This is a genomic window from Exiguobacterium algae (assembly GCF_018617875.1).
GTDB lineage: Bacteria > Bacillota > Bacilli > Exiguobacteriales > Exiguobacteriaceae > Exiguobacterium > Exiguobacterium algae.
The window spans coordinates 245199-264808 of record NZ_JACSKZ010000003.1; the positions used below are offsets into that span (position 1 = coordinate 245199).

Consider the following 19610-nt stretch of genomic DNA (forward strand, 5'->3'; position numbering starts at 1 on the left):
TGATAATTTGATTTTTTAAATACAATAGCTTAGGCGATTATTTCAAACCAAGCTTCGAAATTGGGACTTCCTAATTGACAAGCAAAACTACCATTTACAATTACTCCTTCTTTATCAGAAGCATTAAATAGTTCCCCTTGCCTCACTTCATATCCATTTACTTTGAAATCCGCTCTCGCTCTAACAATCATTAGTTCGTCATCAGGTATAAAAATTTTAAACATACCTTATCAACCTCTTTGTTTAAGTTTTTAATATCATAATACATTTACACTAATCTATTCTTAAAAAATTAGATATAAATAGCATGAATAATAGGATTAGACGACAAAAATGCTTTGGAATAACGCTGTTTTTTATAATAACCTCATTTATTTATGGTACGGTTCATTCCGATTGATCCGATACGCCCGATAAATCTGCTCACACAAAACAAGCTTCATCAGCTGATGCGGGAACGTCATCTTCGAAAATGAGATCGTATCGTTTGCCCGTTTCATCACATCGTCAGACAAACCGAGCGATCCCCCGATGACGAAGGCGATTTTACTTTTCCCGTACGTGGCGAGTTGATCGAGCTCACGGGCGAACTCCTCGCTCGTCCGCTGCTTTCCCTGAATGGCAAGCGCGATGACATGCGTATCTGGGGATAACTTCGCCAAAATCCGCTCGCCTTCCTTTTGTTTTACTAGTAACATATCTGCCTCACTCAAATGCTCGGGTGCTTTTTCGTCTGGAACCTCGATTTCCTGCACTTTCGCGTAGGCAGAGAGCCGTTTCGTATACTCTGCAATTCCTTGCTTCAAATATTTTTCTTTTAATTTTCCGACCGTGATAATTGAAATATTCATCCAATTCTTCCTTTTTCCACAGTTTTTTTGGAGTTATCCATAGGGTTATCCACAGAGTTATCCACAAATCCACATGTTGATGATCACTTTTTGCTTGACACAACATATGTTGCGTCGGCCTCACAGAACTCACAGGTCACTTGTCCACTTGTGGACAATTCTTCGAGCACTGGGTACTCACCCGTTTCATCAACGATGATGTCTAGAGCCAATTCAACATGTTCCTTGCATACTTTTTTTTCCACAGTTTTTCCTCCTTAAAAAAGAAGCGTCGCCGCTTCTTTACGTTGCTTCAATTAGTGTCGCTTCGGTTTCTTTTACTTTCCCTCGGCGTTTAAATTCAATCGATACCGTGTCCCCGACCGTCGCGTCCCGATATAAGGCATCCCGTAAATCGACATAGCGCTTGATCTCCCGGTCGCCAATTTTCGTAATGACGTCTCCGACTCGGAGTCCCGCTTCTTCAGCCGGGCTTCCCGGCGTCACTTCTTCGATGAAGACACCGTCCTCATTATCGAAAGGGATCCCGTATTCTTCACGGACATTCCCAGGCACGGCAATCACTTCCTGGATTGTGACCCCAAGCTGTGCCCGTGTCACCTTCCCATCATGTTCTAGCATGTCAATGACCGGCAGCGCCACGTTGACGGGAATCGAAAAGCCGACCCCTTCCACGCTCGCCTCAGCGATTTTCATTGAGTTAATGCCGACGAGTTCGCCTCGGATGTTGATTAAGGCGCCACCGGAATTCCCCGGATTGATGGCCGCATCCGTCTGGATGACTTCGGCATTGTAATCCATCAGTCCATCGCTGTTCGTATCGACCGGTACGGTCCGTTCGACACCACTGACGATACCACGTGTGACCGAGTTTGAGAAGACGCCGAGCGGATTCCCGATTGCCATGACCGTCTCTCCCGCTTGTAACACGGTCGAATCTCCCAACACGATCGGTTTCGCGTCAATTTTGTCCGGCAGCTCGACCTCGGCCACAGCCAAATCATTGAGCGGGTCTTCCCCTAGGATGGTCGCGGTCGCCACCTGTCCGTCCGAAAAAGCGACGTTGATTTCATCGGCTTCTTCGATCACGTGAAAATTCGTGACGATATACGCTTTGTTCCCGTCCACCTTATAAATCACTCCGGATCCGGCTCCCGCTTCCCATTGTGAGTCGGAGGTGAAGGCCTTCTGGATGTTTGTGATGCTGACGACGGACGTTTTCGCACTCAGGACGGCGGTTGTAATATCCGACTCCGTGACCGTAACGGCCTGCTCCGTCCGAATCAACTCGTTTGTGACAAAACGAGAGGTCGGTGAATCCCAGAGCATGATTGTGAGAAAGAACAAAGCCGCTCCTAAGAATCCACCGACCCCTCCAAGTAGTAAAGGTTTTATATTCGGTCTCGGCTTGTGACGCACGTGTTGAGCTTCTTGCTTCGGTCGCCATTCGCTCCGAGATGGGTACGTTGATTGTGTTTCTGTTTCGTCTGCTTCGTGCGTTAAAGGTACGACGTCTTGAGGTTCATACTCATGGTGTCTCTCTTCGTTCACGACGCGTCCCCCCTTCAAGACAGTGTGATAACTGTCTTTTCCCAAGTTTTCTTATAAAGAAACGAGTGAAGTTGGGATTGTTGGGTCCGTGTCGCACAATTTGACACGTTGCAAATCGATGTCCCGTGTTCCCAGTGTTTGCGACACACTCATTTGAGCAAGCTCTTTCATATTGTTGTCTTTGCTCAAATGCGCCAGGTAAATCCGTTTCGTCCGATCACCGATGACTTCGCTCATCGCGATGGCGGCGTCCTCGTTCGATACGTGACCATAGTCTCCAAGGATCCGTCGTTTGACACTCCACGGATAACGCCCCATCTGGAGCATCGAGACGTCGTGGTTCGATTCGAAGATGAAGTCGTCCGCTCCGCGAATCACACCTTTCATCCGGTCGGAGACGTATCCGGTATCGGTGATGTGGGCCAAGCGTTTGCCGTCATGGGCGAATTGATAAAACATCGGGTCCGCCGCATCGTGACTCACATTGAACGATTCGATCTCAATGTCGCCGAACTGTTTGACGTCGCCGACTTCCATGTGAAACTTCAGCGCCGGGTCGATCTTTCCGATGTGGGCTTCCATGGCTTCCCACGTCTTCGCGTTCGCATAAATCGGGATGTTGAATTTTCGTGCTAAGATCCCGACTCCTTTAATATGGTCGGAGTGCTCATGGGTGACGAGCAGTGCATCGATTCCGTCAAATGAGCGTCCGATCGCATCGATTCGTTGCTGCATCGCCTTCCCGGTCAATCCGGCATCGACAAGTAATTTTGTCCGTGCCGTCTCGATATAGAGGGCGTTTCCCGTCGAACCGCTCGCTAACACACTGTATTGTAAAGTCACTCGATCACTCCTTTCATGTTTCAATATCAAACTCTACACGCTCGACGGTGCCATCGATGGCATTGACGAAATAAACCTGGTTGTCAATCGTGATGGCCCATAGCGGCGGCATGATGATCAGGCTGCCTGAACTATCGAGCGGGAGGCTATAAAATCCGGCATTGATGGCTCGCATCTCCTGATTCGGTTGGAAGTACTTCCGACCGGCAAGCTGCGAGATTGCCTCGCTCGCAGTCAAGACGAGGTCATCCTGTGTTTTTGATGATAAGTTCGTCAAATGGCGCTGTTTATAATCGGTCACTTCGAATGCATCGTTCAATTGGAGCAGCAGAAGTGAAGGCCCGATATAGGTCTCGCTGTCCCCTTCGACTTCCGGTGTCGAGAAAATCCGGTGCCCTTCGTACGTTTGGACGAAGGCGATCTGTTTCGATTGCTGATCATAACGCCAGTAGGAATACTCGGCTCCAAAAGGAACGTATTCGCCCACAAAGGTCGTCGCGGTGTTCCGTAGTTCTTTCGCATCGAGAGGGACCGGTTGCTTCAGTTCCACCTCGAGTTGCATGTTTTCTAACGTCGTCGCCAATTGCGCGTCCCGGTTTTTCGTGATCATCGCAGCCGTCATCTGTTCCGATGAACCGGTCAAATACCCGATGTCACGACTCATTCGTGGTAATTTCGATGGGTCGACATCCCGCTGGTCTAAAATTTGTGCAATCGACGTATTGTCGTTTGAAACGATTTCAGTGGCCCATGTCTCCGTCAACAGTTGGTACAGCAAGTAGATGTTCAGCGCGAGGAAGGCGAAGATTAAAATGGTTTTCGCTTTACTCCAATCCACGGTACATCATCCTTTCTGTCCAATCTCCTGGTTTGTTGTATGGGACCCACCGACCGGCTTCACGAACGAACCAATTCGGTGAAAACGTCACGTAACGACTCGCGTCCTCATTGTAATCAATCTCGTAGCCGATGCGAATCTCTGTCACGTTCTCGAAACGTCCGGATTCGACTAACGTGTTGATCACGTCCTGAGCATTGGCCAGCTGCTTCGTCCCGACGGAGATGAGTCGGTCGACTTCAAGATGGTGCCGCGTGATGGATCGGACTTGCGTCCCGTCATTTTCGACTCGGACTGTGGATAAGTCGATTGCGTCGTTATTGATAAATGCTTCGCGTTGGCTAAATACCGGATATCCTTTCACGTGAAAGCGGAAGACGGTCGTCTCAAAGCCTTTGTTTGCTGGTGTGATCGCATCGAAACGGAGCGATAACCCTTGGCTTTCTGAAGACTCATCGACCCATCCCCCGTGGAAGTTCACGAACTCGATGATTGAGTCCAATCCTAGGGCAGATTTACGATCCGTACTGTTTCGGGACAAGTTCCGGTAGCGGCTCGCATTCAACTTCGCATCGTATTCGGCGACGCTGATTCCGTTCGTCAACGCCCCTACCGAGCTTGTAGGATCGACTTCCTGCACGTTCGGGTCTCCCGGGAAATAAGTGTCCCGCATCCAATCAAGCCGCGTATCGATTTGAATGGAAGAAACATCATACGCAAACAGTTCGTTCATTTCAGGACCGATGACCGGAATGTAGTTCACCCGATCGTCCGTATACGTCACGCGACGCATCGCATTGCTTGAATTTTTCAAGAAGAGGCTGTTTATATCGCCCGTGCCGACTTTCGTCAAACGCCCTTCCCAAATGGACTGGTCGCTCATGATTACACGCACACGGAAAGCCTTCTCTTCCATGTGGACGAGAATTCGTTGTGGTACTTTCCCGGATAAGCTGTAAGACCCCGGCAGCATATAGCTGAGCGTGTCCGCGTAATACGCTTCCGGCATGATCAATTCCAACGCCTCATTGATCCCTGTATAGAAACTCGGAACATTCTTGGAAGCAAGCGGCTTGAAATCACTCGCTTCAAACGTCTCCCGAATGATACGCATCAATTGTTTCGGCGTATTTTTTGAAGCAAACACGGCATTGTTTTCATGCACGACGGCCTGGACAGGCACGATGACTTGATTGGCTCGTCGTTGCAATGAAGGGTCGACCGCTGTCAATTGCGTTTCCGATTGGACAGCCTGATATTTTGGGTGGTAGTCCCAAAGAATAATCGTTTGGACAATCGATGAGACGATTAACGTGAGCAAAACGAACGACTTCAACAGTTCCGGCTTTGCAACCTTCAATCGTTTCATCAATCATTCACCTCCACAATCGTATCGAATGGGATCGTGAAGTAAATCGTCGTTCCGCGCCCGAACTCACTTTCTGCCCAGATGTCGCCGCCGTGTGCGGAAACCACTTCTTTGGCGATGGATAGACCGAGTCCGGTTCCACCGATATTTCGAGCCCGCGCCTTATCGACCCGATAGAAACGCTCGAAAATTTTCTTCAAGTTGGATTTCGGGATCCCGACCCCTTCATCTTTAATTCCGATGACGAGACGTTTCGCCCGCAACATCGTTCGGAACGTAATCGTCCCACCTTCCGGCGAGAATTTGATCGCGTTCGTGATGATGTTGTCGATGACCTGGGTCATCTTGTCCTGATCCGCGTGGACGTAGACACGACGCTTCATGAGTTTCCGGCGGAATTGGATGGCATCGCCCTTTGTCATCTCATGACGGTCAATGATGTCGTTAAAGAACTGGATAAAGTCAAACTTCACTTTTTCCATCTTGTACTCTTTACTGTCCATCTTCGACAGCTGCAATAAGTCGTTGACGAGTCGAATCATCCGCTCCGTCTCGTTTTGCGTCGTCTCTAAGAAACGGGGTGCCAATTCATCATCCTGATAGGCCCCTTCAGCGAGTACTTCGAGATAGCTTCGCATCGTCGTGAGTGGCGTACGGAGCTCGTGACTGACGTTCGCAACGAACTCACGGCGGTCCTGCTCGACCTGCTCCTGCTCGGTGACGTCGTGGAGGACGACAATCAAGCCGGTAATCGGTCCGCTATGCTTTTGAATCGGCGAGAAATACGCACGAACGAGGAATAACTCTTCATCCGTACTCAGGTCAATCAGCTTCGTCGGCATCGTTCCGTCTTCCGGAATGACAATCTCCTCTTCGAACGCAAGCAGGCTCTGCAGGTTCATCCCCATCGCCTCTTCTTCCGCCACGCCGATCATGTCGCGGGCCTGGTCGTTCATCAAGATGACGCGCAGTGAACGATCGGTCGCCACCACGCCATCTGACATGTTTTCGAGGACACTCGTCAATCGGCGACGTTCCGCTTCCGTTGTCGCATTCGCCTCCATCAACTCATCCGTCAGTTCGTTGAACGCGTAAGCGAGTTGCCCGACTTCATCGTCCGAATACACTTTAACTTTTCGGGAGAAGTTCCCTTTTCGCATCTCGACCGCTTGTCGGCGCATATCGGCAATCGGTCGGGTGATCGTCCGCGACAGCAGGATTCCGAGAATCGACGTGATGATCAACGCGATCAGCGTACCGGTCGCCAGAATGCGCGTCACTTGCTCCATCTGATTGTAAATCGACTGCATCGACGCCTCGATATAGATCATACCGGTCGTCGTACCATCGACTTCAGACTTGATTGGCACCGCGACGACACGCATCCGATCATTCGAGTCTTCATAAACGAGCGTCTCCTGTGCCCCGTTCGTCGCAAACGATTTTTGTATGAACGTACTCGCGGTCCGTTGACCGACGAGACTTTGGTTGTTTGGGTTCGAGGTCGCCCGTACGACATTGTTCGTATCGATAATTTGGACCTCTCGAATGTCGTCAGCTAGCGTTGTACTCTCTGTAAACTCAGACAGCAGCTGATCCAGTAACTGGTTCAACTGCTGGTCCGAGGTCGAGTCGCTCTCGTTCGCCGCGATGCCCTCACTGACGTTATAACTCAGTAGGTTAGCCCGGTCGACGAGCGACTGCGAAAAGTTGTTGATGTATTGCCGTTCAAGGGAGCGTACGAAGTACACCCCGATGACTTGCATCGCAACAAGAATGAGCAGCGCATAGATGACGACGAGCTTCCACTGGATTGATTTAAAGAAGTTCGTCCGTTTCATCGCTTAATCTTCTTCTCCTGCCTTCAAATAATACCCGACACCACGACGCGTAATAATATATGACGGTGTCGATGGGTTATCTTCTACTTTCTCGCGTAAACGACGTACTGTCACATCGACCGTACGCACGTCACCGAAGTAATCGTAACCCCATACCGTCTGTAACAAGTGCTCACGTGTCATGACTTGACCAATGTTTTGGGCAAGATAATGAATGAGTTCGAATTCACGGTGCGTCAATTCGATTTTCTCATCACGCTTCGTCACCATGTAAGAGTCCGGGTGAATCGTCAAATCACCAATCACGATGTCATTCACGTTCGCACCCTTCGTCTCTTGCGCAGGTGCTGTCGCATGACGACGCATGTTCGCCTTGACGCGTGCGAGAAGCTCTCGTGAACTGAACGGTTTCGTGACGTAGTCGTCCGCACCGAGCTCGAGCCCAAGGACTTTATCGATCTCAGAGTCCTTCGCCGTCAACATGATGATCGGCATGTCATATTTTTTACGAACCTCACGACAGACTTCCATCCCGTCTTTGAGCGGAAGCATGATGTCGAGCAGGATGAGGTCCGGATGAAGCTCCTCTACTTTTTCGAGCGCTTCTTCCCCGTCATAAGCGACGTGGACCTGGTATCCTTCTTTCTCCAATTTAAACTTCAATATATCTGCAATCGGTTGTTCATCGTCTACCACTAAAATCGTACGATCCATTCAGTGAGTCCTCCTCTTGTCATTAAACGTACATGTCTACATTGTAACTCTTTTTATGAAGGTTAGAAAGCACGGGCCATTGCCTTGGAAATGGAACAAAAAAGAGAGCCCGCAGGCTCCCTGTCTTATGCTTCGTAAATGTCACGCAAGATGACGGTCTGCTCGCGAGCCGGTCCGACGGAGAACGTTAAAAGTTCCACGCCTGTCAACTCTTCGATTCGACGTACATAGCGTTGTGCGTTTTCCGGCAGATCATCGAAGTTACGGACACCCGTAATATCTTCTGTCCAGCCCGGAAGTTCTTCGTATACCGGTACACATTTCTCGAGGACGCGGAAGTTCGGCGGATACTCGTCAAGATGCTTCCCTTCATACTCATACGATGTACAAATTTTGAGCGTCTCAAGACCCGTCAACACGTCAATCGAGTTGAGGCAAAGGTCTGTGATCCCGCTGACGCGACGTGAGTGACGAACGACGACCGAGTCAAACCATCCGACACGGCGCGGACGACCTGTCGTTGTACCGTATTCTTTCCCGACTTCGCGGATCGTATGACCGACTTCGTCATCGAGCTGCGTCGGGAACGGACCATCCCCGACACGCGACGTGTATGCCTTACAGACGCCGACGACGTGATGAATTTTAGAAGGACCGATTCCGGCACCACTCGATACGCCACCAGACGCGGCGTTCGACGATGTGACGAACGGGTACGTTCCGTGGTCGATGTCGAGAAGAACACCTTGCGCACCTTCAAACAACACTTTTTTCTCTTCGTCGAGCGCATCGTTCAGAACGACCGATGTATCACATACGTATTTGGCGAACTCCTGGCCATACGCATAATATTCTTCGAAGATGTCGTCAAACTCAACCGGGTCGACCTCGTACATCTTCACGAACATGCGGTTTTTCAATTCAAGGACTGTCTTTAACTTCTCTGCAAACACTTCTTTATCGAGAAGGTCAGCAATCCGGATCCCGATTCGTGCCGCCTTGTCCATGTAGGCTGGACCGATTCCTTTCAACGTCGTCCCGACTTTTGCATCCCCTTTTGCTTCTTCTTCGAGCTTGTCTTGAAGCTGGTGATACGGCAGGATGATGTGCGCGCGGTTCGAGATGCGAAGGTTATCCGTGCTGACACCACGTTCGTGTAAGTATGCGAGTTCTGTCACGAGTGATTTCGGGTTGACGACCATCCCGTTCCCGATGACACACGTCTTATCCGAATAGAAGATACCAGACGGAATGAGGTGAAGCTTATATTTCGTATCATTGAAGACGATCGTATGACCAGCGTTGTCTCCCCCTTGATAACGCGCGACGACTTCGGCTTGTTTCGATAAGAAATCGGTGATTTTCCCTTTCCCTTCATCGCCCCACTGCGTTCCCACTACGACTACTGATGACATAATGAATCCTCCTTATTGATCAACGTTCTGTTCAAACCATTCGTAAGTGTACACTTGAAAAGCAAGAAAGTCAATCGAATACCGAACGTTTTATATGGTCTGTAACCTTTCGTTCGTTATTTTGATTATGATTACAAAAAACACCACCGACTCACATCGGTGGTGCAAAGGCTTGCGTCTCCATATTGACGAACTTGTTGTACTCTTTCCGGAAGGAGAGTTTGACCGTACCGGTCGGACCGTTACGTTGTTTCGCAATGATGATTTCAATCGTGTTGGCATCCTCACTCTCTTTATCGTAATAGTCATCACGATAAAGGAAGGCCACGATATCGGCATCCTGCTCAATCGCTCCCGATTCACGAATGTCCGACATCATCGGACGCTTGTCTTGACGGCTCTCAACACCACGTGAGAGCTGAGACAAGGCGATGACCGGAACTTGGAGTTCACGGGCGATGGCTTTTAGCGTACGCGAGATTTCCGATACTTCCTGTTGACGGTTCTCGCCAGGCTTGCCGTTCCCGACGATGAGCTGCAAGTAGTCAATCATGATCATGCCGAGACCGTGTTCTTGCTTCAACCGACGACACTTTGCCCGAATCTCGTTGACGCGGAGACCCGGCGTATCATCGATGTAAATCCCCGCTTGGGAGAGCGATGACATGGCGAGGGACAGACGGCCCCAGTCCTCCGCTTCAAGACGACCTGTCCGGAGGCGTTGGGCATCGATGTTGCCTTCCGCACACAACATACGCATAACGAGCTGCTCCGCTCCCATCTCCAAACTGAAGATGGCGACGTTTTCTCCTGTCCGGACGGCAACGTTTTGTGAAATGTTCAGTGCGAAGGCGGTCTTCCCGACCGAAGGACGGGCCGCCACGATAATCAGGTCATTTCGTTGGAATCCGGCCGTCATCTTATCTAAATCGGTGAACCCGGTCGCAATCCCGGTAATCTCACCGCTCGATTGATGCAGCTTTTCAATCGTCGAATACGCATCCGAAAGCACCGAACCGATTGGATGGAAGCTCGACTGTCCTTTCCGCTGTGAAACTTTTAAGATATTTCGCTCTGCGTCCGACAGGACCGAGTCGACCTCGTCTTGCCGTTCGTAGCCGTCTGAGACGATATTCGTCGCTGTTCGAATTAATCGCCGCAACGCAGCCTTTTGGTCGACAACGTTCAAGTAGTAGCCGATATTTCCGATGGCCGGGACCGATTCAGCGACTTCCGCTAAATAGTTGAGGCCACCGACCTCTTCTAAAATACCTTGCGCTTGAAGTTCTGAACTGAGCGTGACCAGGTCGACCAATTCTCCCCGGTCGTTTATTTTTAACATCGCTTCAAAGATGCGTTGGTGGCTGACACGATAAAAGTCGTCCGGGTCCACCCGTTCCGAAGCCGTGATCAAACGGTCGGAGTCGAGAATAATCGCCCCTAGGACGGCTTGTTCCGCCTCAACGCTATGTGGCGGTGTGTTGACTTGTATCGCATCACTCATCCGTCTCTACCTCACCTTCAAGCTTCTTGTACATGAACATTCAACGTCGCAATGACGTCATGGTGCAACTTCACTGGCACTTTCGTGAAACCGAGTGCTTTAATCGGGTGTTCGAGCTCGATTTTGCGTTTATCGATTTTGTATCCCATCGTTTTTAACGCTTCGGCAATCTGCTTGCTCGTAACTGAACCGAATACACGGCCGCCTTCACCTGATTTTGTTTTGACGACGATCGTCTCTTTTTCAAGTTTTTCTTTCAACTGCTGCGCTTCTTTCAACTCTTCAGCTGCTGCTTCTTCGGCGCGACGTTCCTTCGCTTCGAACGCTTTTAAGTTGCCTGGTGTCGCTTCAACAGCCAAGTTTTTCTTAAACAAGACGTTTTTTGCGTAGGCATCCGCTACGTTTTTCACTTCTCCTGCTTTTCCTTGTCCTTTTACATCAACTTTCAAAATGACTTTCATTCTAATTCCTCTCCTTCTATCTCATCTGTCAAATAGTGATCAACCGCTTCTTTCAACAAGATTTTCGCTTGTTCACGAGTCATCTCTAATTGAGTGGCCGCGTTTGTCAAATGTCCTCCCCCATCTAACATTTCCATGATGACCTGGACATTGACATCCCCTAATGAGCGGGCACTGATTCCCGTGCGCCCATCTGGTAAGACGGCGATAACAAACGAGGCTTTCACACCTTCCATATTGAGCAGTTGATCTGCCGATTGTGCAATCAACACTTGATGATGTGCTTCATCATCAGACGCGACGGCAATCGCCATCCCATCCGCATAAATCTCGGTGTTCTCTAAAATATGCGACTGTTCGATATACGAGTCCAGATCCTGACGCATGAAATGTTGAACGAGTACGGTATCCGCGCCCTGAATTCTCAAGAATGAGGCCGCATCAAACGTACGTGATCCGGTCCGCAAGGTGAACCCTTTCGTATCGACCATGATTCCTGCCAGAAGCGACGTCGCTTCTAGAATCGATAGTTTTCGGCTTCCTGCCTGATATTCGATCAACTCCGTCACCAGCTCACACGTCGAAGAGGCGTACGGTTCCATGTAAACGAGAACCGGGTCCTCAATAAACTCTTCCCCGCGTCGGTGATGGTCGATGACGACAACGCGTTCCGTTCGATCCAATATATCTCGCGAAATGACGAGGGAAGGACGGTGTGTATCGACAATGACAAGCAAGGTTTGTTCATCGATGAGCGGCTGCGCCTCATATTCCGTCAGAAACTGACGGCGCAGGTCTTCATCATTCTCCACTTCATGGACGAGGCGCTGGATCCCGATGCTCGTTTCTCCAGACGGTACGATGACGTACGCTTCACGTCCAACGAATTCCGCAAGTTTCATAATCCCGATTGAAGCCCCGAGAGAGTCCATATCCGGATTTTTATGCCCCATGATGAGGACACGGCTCGATTCTTTGATCAAATCCCGCATCGAGTTTGAAATGACACGGGCCCGGACACGCGTTCGTTTCTCGGTCGGGTTCGTTTTCCCACCGAAGAAGCGGACCTTTCCGTTATGGCGCTTCACAACGACCTGGTCGCCTCCGCGTCCTAAACTGAGGTCAAGACTCGACTGCGATAAGTTACCGAGTTCGGTCAAGGTCGTGTCTCCACAACCTACTCCAATCGATAACGTGAGCGGGATCTTTTGATCTTTCGTCGCTTCACGGACCTCATCTAAGATGGAGAATCGATTGTTCTCGAGTTCAGACAGCGTCCGCTCGTTCATGACGAGGAAGAAGCGGTCGGCAGCCGTCCGGCGCATGTAGACGTTGTAGTTTTGCGCCCATTGATTCAGTAAGACGGTGACACGACGGTTTACTTCGCTACGGACCTGTTCATCCACAGCCGTCGACATTTCATCGTAGTTGTCTAAATAAAGGATCCCGATGACGGTCTGTGCTTCCGCATACTTTTGCTCAATTTCCGCCTCTTCCGTCATATCAAACAAATAAATCGCTTGATACGTCTGCTTGTACAGCACACGATAGACACGATCTCCGACTTCAATCGTCGCCTCGTCCTCTTCTTCTTCAATCAGTTCGATAAAGGCAGAATGGAGCGCATCCAGCGGAACGCCGATCGCCATATCCAACTCAAAAATCAAACGGGATTGTTCGTTGTACCAGCTGATTCGGCGTTCCTCATCAAATACGAGAATCCCAATCGGCATGCTCGTTAGCGCTTCTTTGCCGACTTCCTCGATTTGATGGGATAACGACAGAATATATTGTTCCCAATTTTTCCGTTCCCGGCGCATGATGACCTGCTGATAGATGAAAAAAATCAGCGTCCCCACGAACAGGGTGATTGCCGCTACAATGTTGTAGAACGCCAATCCTAACGAAACAAGGATCCCAATGATAAAAGGAATCGACTGTCGTGCGTATTGGTTCTTCACGGATGTTATTGCTTCACCACTGTGCATGTATGCCTCCTAAAATGAGTAATTGTCACTCATGGAATCGTAAAGGTTTCTGCTCTATCATACCATATTCGCCGCTTTCGCTTACACTCTTACCATAACAAAAAAACGACTTATCCATAAGGATAAGCCGTTCGTCAAAGATTACTCTGCAACGTATGGAAGCAAAGCCATTTGACGTGAACGCTTGATAGCGACAGTAAGTGGACGTTGGTATTTCGCTGAAGTACCAGTCACACGACGTGGAAGAATTTTACCACGCTCCGAAACGAAGCGTTTGAGCAATTCTACGTCTTTATAATCGATATGAGTGATGTTGTTCGACGTAAAGAAACATACTTTACGACGACGACGACCTCCTGGACGACGTGCCATGTGAAGACCTCCTTTATCATTTAATGTTGAATCGAACGCGATCAGAATGGTAGATCGTCATCCGATAAGTCGATTTTTCCGCCACCCGAGAACGGATCGGCTTCAAAACCTTTATTCGAGGACTGAGATGAAGTCGAAGAGGCTGCTGCGCCCCATCCTGATCCACTTGATTCGCCGCCGCTGAAGACATCTCCAGACGGTGCTTGTTCACGTTGCCCTGAGGCTCCGCGCGGTTCAAGGAAGCGTACGCTGTCGGCGACTACTTCTGCCCGGTAACGACGTTGGCCATCTTGCCCCTCGTAACTACTGATTTGAAGGCGACCGTCAACGCCGGCCATGCTGCCTTTTTTCAAGTATTGTGCTACGTTCTCTGCTTGTTTGCGCCAAACGACACAATCAATAAAGTCCGTCTCGCGCTTCCCATCTTGTCCAGAAAATGGACGATCGCAAGCGAGAGTAAAGCGTGTTACGGCGATTCCGCTTTGCGTGTAACGCATCTCCGGATCACGTGTCAATCGACCAACTAACACAACTCGGTTAATCATCTCAATGCTCCCCTTTCACGATACGAAGCGTTAAGAATTAACGCTCGTCTTTTGTTGTCATTTGACGGACAACGTCGTCAGAGATCTTCATGAGACGCTCTGCTTCTTGAATCGCTTTAGGTTCAGCAGTGATGTTGAGAAGAACGTAGTATCCTTCGCGCATCTTGTTGATTTCATAAGCGAAACGACGTTTACCCATGTCTGTTGTTTTTTCAACAGTACCACCGTTTTCAGTGATGACGTTGTTGAAGCGCTCGATCAAAGCTTTCTTCGCTTCCTCATCAACTGATGGACGGATAATGTAAAGAAGTTCGTATTTACGCATTATCTTTCACCTCCTCTTGGACTAACGGCCCCTACCGGTTGTAGGAGCAAGGAGCAAACAATTGTTTTACTCACGTCATAATATACTATCAAACTTCCTCGATTTTTACAACACGTTTCAGTAAATCCGCTTATACATTGAAGCGGAACGTGACAACGTCGCCATCTTGGAAGACATACTCTTTTCCTTCTGAACGAAGTTTACCTTGTTCTTTCACCGTCGCCATGTTTCCGGCAGCTGAAAGATCATCGTATGAGACGACTTCCGCACGGATGAATCCACGCTCAAAGTCCGAGTGAATGACACCGGCACATTGTGGTGCTTTCATTCCTTGCTTGAACGTCCATGCGCGAACTTCCTTCTCACCTGCAGTGAAGTACGTAGCAAGACCGAGTGTTGAATACGCCGCACGGATCAATTGATCGAGTCCTGACTCTTCAATGCCGAGATCTTGTAAAAACTCGAGGCGTTCTTCCGGTTCGAGCTCTGAAATTTCTTCTTCGATGCGTGCACAGATGACGATGACTTGCGAACCTTCTGTCGCCGCATGTTCGCGCACAGCTTGGACGTACTCGTTTGAGTCTGCATCCGCCACTTCGTCTTCACTGACGTTCGCCACATAAAGCATCGGCTTCATCGTGAGCAATTGGAAGTGTTTGACGATGGCGAGTTGATCGTCTGAGAGCTCCGCCACACGAGCCGGACGCTCCGATTCGAGGACTTCCTTCACGATTTCAAGTGCTTCTAGTTCCTGAACCGCTCCTTTGTCTTTCGCCTTCACCATTTTCTGCACACGAGCAATCCGCTTATCGACTTGTTCGAGGTCAGCTAGGATGAGCTCAAGGCTAATTGTCGTGATGTCATCGATTGGCGAGACGCGGCCTGCAACGTGCGTGATATTCTCATCTTCAAAACAACGGACGACCTGACAAATCGCATCCACTTCACGGATGTTGGCCAAGAATTTGTTTCCGAGCCCTTCTCCTTTAGATGCCCCTTTTACGATTCCTGCGATGTCTGTGAATTCAAATGCAGTCGGTACCGTCTTTTTCGGTTTGACGAGTTCTGTCAACCGGTCCAAGCGTGCATCCGGCACTTCTACGACACCGACGTTCGGGTCGATGGTCGCGAATGGATAGTTAGCGGCTTCTACACCCGCTTGCGTAATTGCATTAAATAAAGTCGACTTCCCTACGTTCGGCAATCCGACAATTCCTGCTGTTAATCCCACTAGTAGTTCCTCCTCATCCGGTGTTTCCCGGGAAATATTAAACCGTCTGTGGAGTGGGTACATTCAGTACACCACACCGTCACATCCTTCACAATTATAGTTAGTCCACGGTTAATCCGCAACTCACGTTGAAAAGACATAGAAAAACGCCACTTATTCAGCGGCGTTCCCTTGCTCAAGCACTTTCTTAAATCGTTTGTCAAAATCCCGTCGTTGCATCAGGACACTTGCCCCGCAACCTTGACATTTGATTCGAATATCCATTCCTACACGTGTGATTTGCCAGCGATTCGTCTTGCAGGCATGTGGTTTTTTCATTTCCACAACATCGTTCAACGCATAAGTTTTACTTGGCATGTTCTGTCGTTCCTCCTTCAGAAGAAGAATTTGGTGGAAGCATGACGGTACGTGGATATGGAATTTCGATACCACGCTTATCAAACCCTGCTTTCAGCTCTTTATGCAAGATCCGTCCGGCAGCGAAATGCTGTGTCGGCGGCACTTCTGCCATTAAACGATAGACCACTTCCGAAGCACCAAGGGATTGGACACCAGCCAACATGATCGGTTCCACGAACATGTCATGGTACTTCGCTTCAACTTCTTTCGCAATTTCCTGAATGGCATCTTCCACATGGTCCATATCTTCTTCATAGGCGACACCCACATCGACGACAGCGACGCTGTTTTCAAGTGAATAGTTCGTCACCTGCATGATTTGACCGTTTGGAATGATGGACACTTGACCATTCAAACCTTTCAATTTCGTCGTCCGGATGCCCACTTCGATGACAATCCCTTCAACCTCTTGGTTCAATTTGACGTAGTCTCCATTTTTGTATTGATTCTCAAAAATGATGAAGGCGCCGGTGATGACATCTTTCACCAAACTTTGCGCCCCGAACGAAATCGCGAGACCGGCGACCCCGGCAGAGGCAATCAAACCGGCAATATTGACGCCGAACTGACCAAGTACGGTAAGTACCATGATCAAGCCGATGACGTAGCGAATCGTATTTTGCGCCAGTTTGGATAACGTCTCATTTTGACGTTGCGCGACAATGCTTTCTTCTTTCAACTTCCGTATCGCGAAGACACGTTGGACCATCGACGTCAAAATGCGTGATGCCACATATAACGCAACAATGATAAACGCCACACCGAGTAACTTGATCCCAAGCCCAATCCACATATCTGTATCTTGGAAATAGGCGACGAATTGATTGACGCTATCCATCGTTTCGTCCGCCACGGTGCTTAAATCTTTTTCTGTATTTTGCGAAGCCATATATTCACCCCAAAGTCGTAGATTCTAAATCATCAAAACATATTTTTCGACTTTTCTCAAACGAAGTATCTGAACGTTAGAAGTTTTATCATTTTGGGAATGGGTTAATACGAGACCAATCCGTAACACACCTTTGACTTGCACCTTAGAAGAGAGGATGAGATTCATGCCGTTTCGCTTAAAACACCATAAACCCTACTCATTCTTCATCGAACACACTGAGCGGAGTGGATCCAAGCTCTTCGCAGACCAACTTCACGAGCAATTGGAGAATGAACTCCATCGCCCCATCGTGCTCGTTTGTATCGGTTCTGACCGTTCTACGGGAGATTCGCTTGGACCGCTTGTCGGAACTTTTCTTGAAGAACGATCGATTCGTAATCTACACGTGTATGGGACGCTCACGAAGCCCGTCCATGCCTTAAATCTGGTGGAGACACTCCATGAAATCCAAACGCGTTTTCATCACCCGATGATCATTGCGATCGATGCTTGTCTCGGTCGTCTCTCAAGTGTCGGGTATGTCTTCTTCTCCGAGGGACCACTCGCACCTGGAGCGGGTGTCCAGAAGGAACTGCCTGCAGTCGGTGCCTACAACATTAAAGCCGTCGTCAATGTCAGCGGCTTTATGGAAATGATGATTCTACAAAACACACGACTGCATCTCGTCTATGAACTGGCACGCTTCATCACAGACGGGTTTGTCGATTTCGACTCACGCATCGGAAGACTTCATCAGGAAGAGGCTGCCATCACCCGGCTTCGTCAATCACGAAACGAATCAAAATCTTGAGGTGATAAGAGGGCAAGCAGTTGCTCCAAGTCGTCTTGAGAGAAATACTTCAGTTCCAAAACGCCACCTTTTCGTCGGGGACGAATCGATACGTCCATTTGAAGACGCTCTGCAAGCACCGCCTCGACCGCCTCAATATCCGCGTTCGATCGCTTGAGCGTCTTTTTTTCTGTCCGCTCTTTTTGTAAGTACCGCTCCAGACGGCGGACTGTCCAATGTTCCGCAATGACACGGCGTGCAATCTGCTCCATCGCCTGTTCCGACTTCATCCCTGTGATGGCACGGGCGTGACCCATCGTCAAATCGCCGACCATGACGGCATGCTGGACAGCACTCGGTAATCGTAGCAAGCGTAAGCTGTTCGTCACGTGACTGCGGCTTTTCCCGACACGGTCCGCCAACTGCTGTTGTGTCAGGCCGAGCGTTTGCATCAATTGCTCATAAGCGAGCGCCTCTTCGATTGCGTTCAAATCTGCCCGTTGGATATTTTCGATGAGTGCCAATTCCATGACACGATCCGAATCAGCCGTGACGACCAAAGCCGGAATGTCTTCTTTCCCGGCTAATTTGGCTGCCTGATAGCGGCGTTCTCCTGCGATGATTTCATAATAGCCCGTCGACTTTCGGACGACGATCGGCTGCAAGACACCGTATCGTTCAATCGACTGTCGTAATTCTTCCAACTTTTCCGCTTCGAATTGTTTTCGCGGCTGGTTCGGATTCGGGCGAATAAATTTTAAGGCTAATCTCTCCAACGTGTCTCCCCCTCTATCTTTTTATAAAAAAAGCACGGACTCACTTTTGTGGCCGCGCTTTCGGGATTCGAATTCGTATTTCAACAAACTCCTCTTCGTCTACTTCTTCAGTTTGGACGTCGATTCCTGTCTTCCCGATTAAATCGATCGAATCACGGATCGTGTTGAGCGCAATTCGCGTGTCTCGCGCAAAGCTCTTTGTCCGACGACGTTGTTTTTTCGGTTTACGCTTTTCTTCCTCAATCGGAGTCGTCAAAAAGGCGACGCGTTCTTCAGTTTCTTTTACGTTGTAATCTTCTTCTAAAATCTCCACGAGAACTTGAAGTTGCAGCCCTTCTTCTTTCAATGGCAACAAAGCGCGTGCTTGACGTTCGTTAATGCGACGATCGCGCAAACACTGCTTCACATCATCCGGTAATTTCAGAAGACGTAATTTATTCGCAATCGTCGACTGACTTTTCCCAAGGCTCTTGGCTAAAGCATCTTGCGTCAAAGCTTTCATCGTCAGCAAACGGTCATAAGCTTCGGCCTCTTCAATCGGACTCAACTGTTCACGTTGTAAGTTTTCGATGAGTGCGAGTGCTGCCGTCGTATCATCATCCATCTCACGGACGATTGCCGGGATTGCAGACCACCCTAAAGACTTGACCGCTCGGAATCGTCTTTCTCCAGCAATGATTTCATAGCAGTCCCCGTCTGCTTTCCTGACCACAATCGGCTGGAGTAATCCATGCTCAGAAATGGTAGCTGCAAGTTCTTCGATTTTAGCTGGTTCGAACACTTTTCGCGGCTGATACCGGTTCGGTCGCAGACGTGATAACGTCAATTCCTGTACCGTATCATCCGGTCGAACCGCCTCGATTTCTGTCACTGCAACTTCATCTTTCCGATTCACTCCGAACAGTTTCGCAAATCTATTCTTCAAC

22 protein-coding genes are annotated in these 19610 nt (G+C 49.2%); 1 reads left to right on the plus strand and 21 read right to left on the minus strand.

The genetic code is table 11. The features are described 5' to 3' along the window. Window positions 1-29: 29 nt before the first annotated feature. The 19 genes from KNP03_RS09930 to KNP03_RS10020 form a co-directional block, all read right to left on the minus strand. Window positions 30-224, minus strand: a complete 195-nt coding sequence (locus tag KNP03_RS09930) for a hypothetical protein (RefSeq protein WP_214828892.1) — start codon at window positions 222-224, stop codon at window positions 30-32. A gap of 147 nt (window positions 225-371) precedes the next feature. Then, window positions 372-851, minus strand: a complete 480-nt coding sequence (gene rlmH / locus KNP03_RS09935) for a 23S rRNA (pseudouridine(1915)-N(3))-methyltransferase RlmH (RefSeq protein ID WP_214828894.1) — start codon at window positions 849-851, stop codon at window positions 372-374. 83 nt (window positions 852-934) lie between these two features. Continuing rightward, window positions 935-1096, minus strand: coding sequence for a CxxH/CxxC protein (locus KNP03_RS09940; RefSeq protein WP_214828896.1), 162 nt, complete (start codon window positions 1094-1096; stop codon window positions 935-937). 37 nt (window positions 1097-1133) lie between these two features. Then, complete coding sequence (locus KNP03_RS09945; protein ID WP_214828898.1) at window positions 1134-2402, minus strand: S1C family serine protease; 1269 nt, start codon at window positions 2400-2402, stop codon at window positions 1134-1136. Window positions 2403-2453: 51 nt separating this feature from the next. Then, entirely contained in the window at window positions 2454-3245 is a 792-nt protein-coding gene (locus tag KNP03_RS09950) for an MBL fold metallo-hydrolase (RefSeq protein WP_214828900.1), read from the minus strand. A 13-nt stretch (window positions 3246-3258) separates the two neighbouring features. After that, on the minus strand, window positions 3259-4083 hold the full coding sequence (locus KNP03_RS09955) for a two-component system regulatory protein YycI (RefSeq protein WP_214828902.1): 825 nt from the start codon (window positions 4081-4083) through the stop codon (window positions 3259-3261). Next, window positions 4070-5452: a two-component system activity regulator YycH gene (gene yycH / locus KNP03_RS09960; RefSeq protein WP_214828904.1), complete on the minus strand. Its 1383-nt coding sequence runs from the start codon at window positions 5450-5452 to the stop codon at window positions 4070-4072. The genes KNP03_RS09955 and yycH overlap by 14 nt, the downstream gene beginning before the upstream one ends. Beyond that, complete coding sequence (walK, locus tag KNP03_RS09965; protein ID WP_214828906.1) at window positions 5452-7293, minus strand: cell wall metabolism sensor histidine kinase WalK; 1842 nt, start codon at window positions 7291-7293, stop codon at window positions 5452-5454. Before walK ends, yycH begins: the two co-directional genes overlap by 1 nt. A gap of 3 nt (window positions 7294-7296) precedes the next feature. Beyond that, on the minus strand, window positions 7297-8007 hold the full coding sequence (yycF, locus tag KNP03_RS09970) for a response regulator YycF (protein ID WP_214828908.1): 711 nt from the start codon (window positions 8005-8007) through the stop codon (window positions 7297-7299). Window positions 8008-8132: 125 nt separating this feature from the next. Beyond that, window positions 8133-9422, minus strand: a complete 1290-nt coding sequence (locus KNP03_RS09975) for an adenylosuccinate synthase (RefSeq protein WP_214828910.1) — start codon at window positions 9420-9422, stop codon at window positions 8133-8135. A gap of 151 nt (window positions 9423-9573) precedes the next feature. Next, window positions 9574-10926: a replicative DNA helicase gene (gene dnaB, locus KNP03_RS09980; RefSeq protein ID WP_214828912.1), complete on the minus strand. Its 1353-nt coding sequence runs from the start codon at window positions 10924-10926 to the stop codon at window positions 9574-9576. Between the two features lie 17 nt (window positions 10927-10943). Beyond that, the gene (gene rplI, locus KNP03_RS09985) at window positions 10944-11387 is read right to left on the minus strand and encodes a 50S ribosomal protein L9 (protein WP_214828914.1); all 444 of its coding nucleotides are present in this window, start codon (window positions 11385-11387) and stop codon (window positions 10944-10946) included. Next, complete coding sequence (locus tag KNP03_RS09990; protein ID WP_214828915.1) at window positions 11384-13375, minus strand: DHH family phosphoesterase; 1992 nt, start codon at window positions 13373-13375, stop codon at window positions 11384-11386. Before KNP03_RS09990 ends, rplI begins: the two co-directional genes overlap by 4 nt. 141 nt (window positions 13376-13516) lie before the next feature. Next, window positions 13517-13747 (minus strand): 30S ribosomal protein S18, encoded by a 231-nt coding sequence (gene rpsR, locus KNP03_RS09995; RefSeq protein ID WP_015880232.1) that lies wholly within the window; start codon window positions 13745-13747, stop codon window positions 13517-13519. A gap of 41 nt (window positions 13748-13788) precedes the next feature. Continuing rightward, window positions 13789-14292 carry a single-stranded DNA-binding protein gene (ssb, locus tag KNP03_RS10000; protein WP_214828916.1) on the minus strand — a complete coding sequence of 168 codons (504 nt, stop codon included), beginning with the start codon at window positions 14290-14292 and terminating at the stop codon, window positions 13789-13791. A 37-nt stretch (window positions 14293-14329) separates the two neighbouring features. Continuing rightward, complete coding sequence (rpsF, locus tag KNP03_RS10005; protein WP_214828917.1) at window positions 14330-14617, minus strand: 30S ribosomal protein S6; 288 nt, start codon at window positions 14615-14617, stop codon at window positions 14330-14332. A gap of 130 nt (window positions 14618-14747) precedes the next feature. After that, window positions 14748-15848 carry a redox-regulated ATPase YchF gene (gene ychF, locus KNP03_RS10010; protein ID WP_214828918.1) on the minus strand — a complete coding sequence of 367 codons (1101 nt, stop codon included), beginning with the start codon at window positions 15846-15848 and terminating at the stop codon, window positions 14748-14750. A 153-nt stretch (window positions 15849-16001) separates the two neighbouring features. Further along, entirely contained in the window at window positions 16002-16205 is a 204-nt protein-coding gene (locus KNP03_RS10015; protein ID WP_214828919.1) for a DUF951 domain-containing protein, read from the minus strand. Next, on the minus strand, window positions 16195-17136 hold the full coding sequence (locus KNP03_RS10020; RefSeq protein ID WP_214828920.1) for a mechanosensitive ion channel family protein: 942 nt from the start codon (window positions 17134-17136) through the stop codon (window positions 16195-16197). The genes KNP03_RS10015 and KNP03_RS10020 overlap by 11 nt, the downstream gene beginning before the upstream one ends. Window positions 17137-17302: 166 nt before the next feature. On the opposite strand from KNP03_RS10020, the gene yyaC reads away from it, so the two are divergent. Beyond that, window positions 17303-17929, plus strand: coding sequence for a spore protease YyaC (gene yyaC, locus KNP03_RS10025; protein WP_214828921.1), 627 nt, complete (start codon window positions 17303-17305; stop codon window positions 17927-17929). On the opposite strand, the gene KNP03_RS10030 is transcribed toward yyaC, so the two are convergent. Both KNP03_RS10030 and noc read right to left on the minus strand, forming a co-directional pair. After that, window positions 17902-18684, minus strand: coding sequence for a ParB/RepB/Spo0J family partition protein (locus KNP03_RS10030; RefSeq protein WP_214828923.1), 783 nt, complete (start codon window positions 18682-18684; stop codon window positions 17902-17904). The genes yyaC and KNP03_RS10030 overlap by 28 nt on opposite strands. A gap of 40 nt (window positions 18685-18724) precedes the next feature. Then, window positions 18725-19609, minus strand: coding sequence for a nucleoid occlusion protein (gene noc / locus KNP03_RS10035; RefSeq protein ID WP_214828925.1), 885 nt, complete (start codon window positions 19607-19609; stop codon window positions 18725-18727). Window position 19610: the final 1 nt, after the last annotated feature.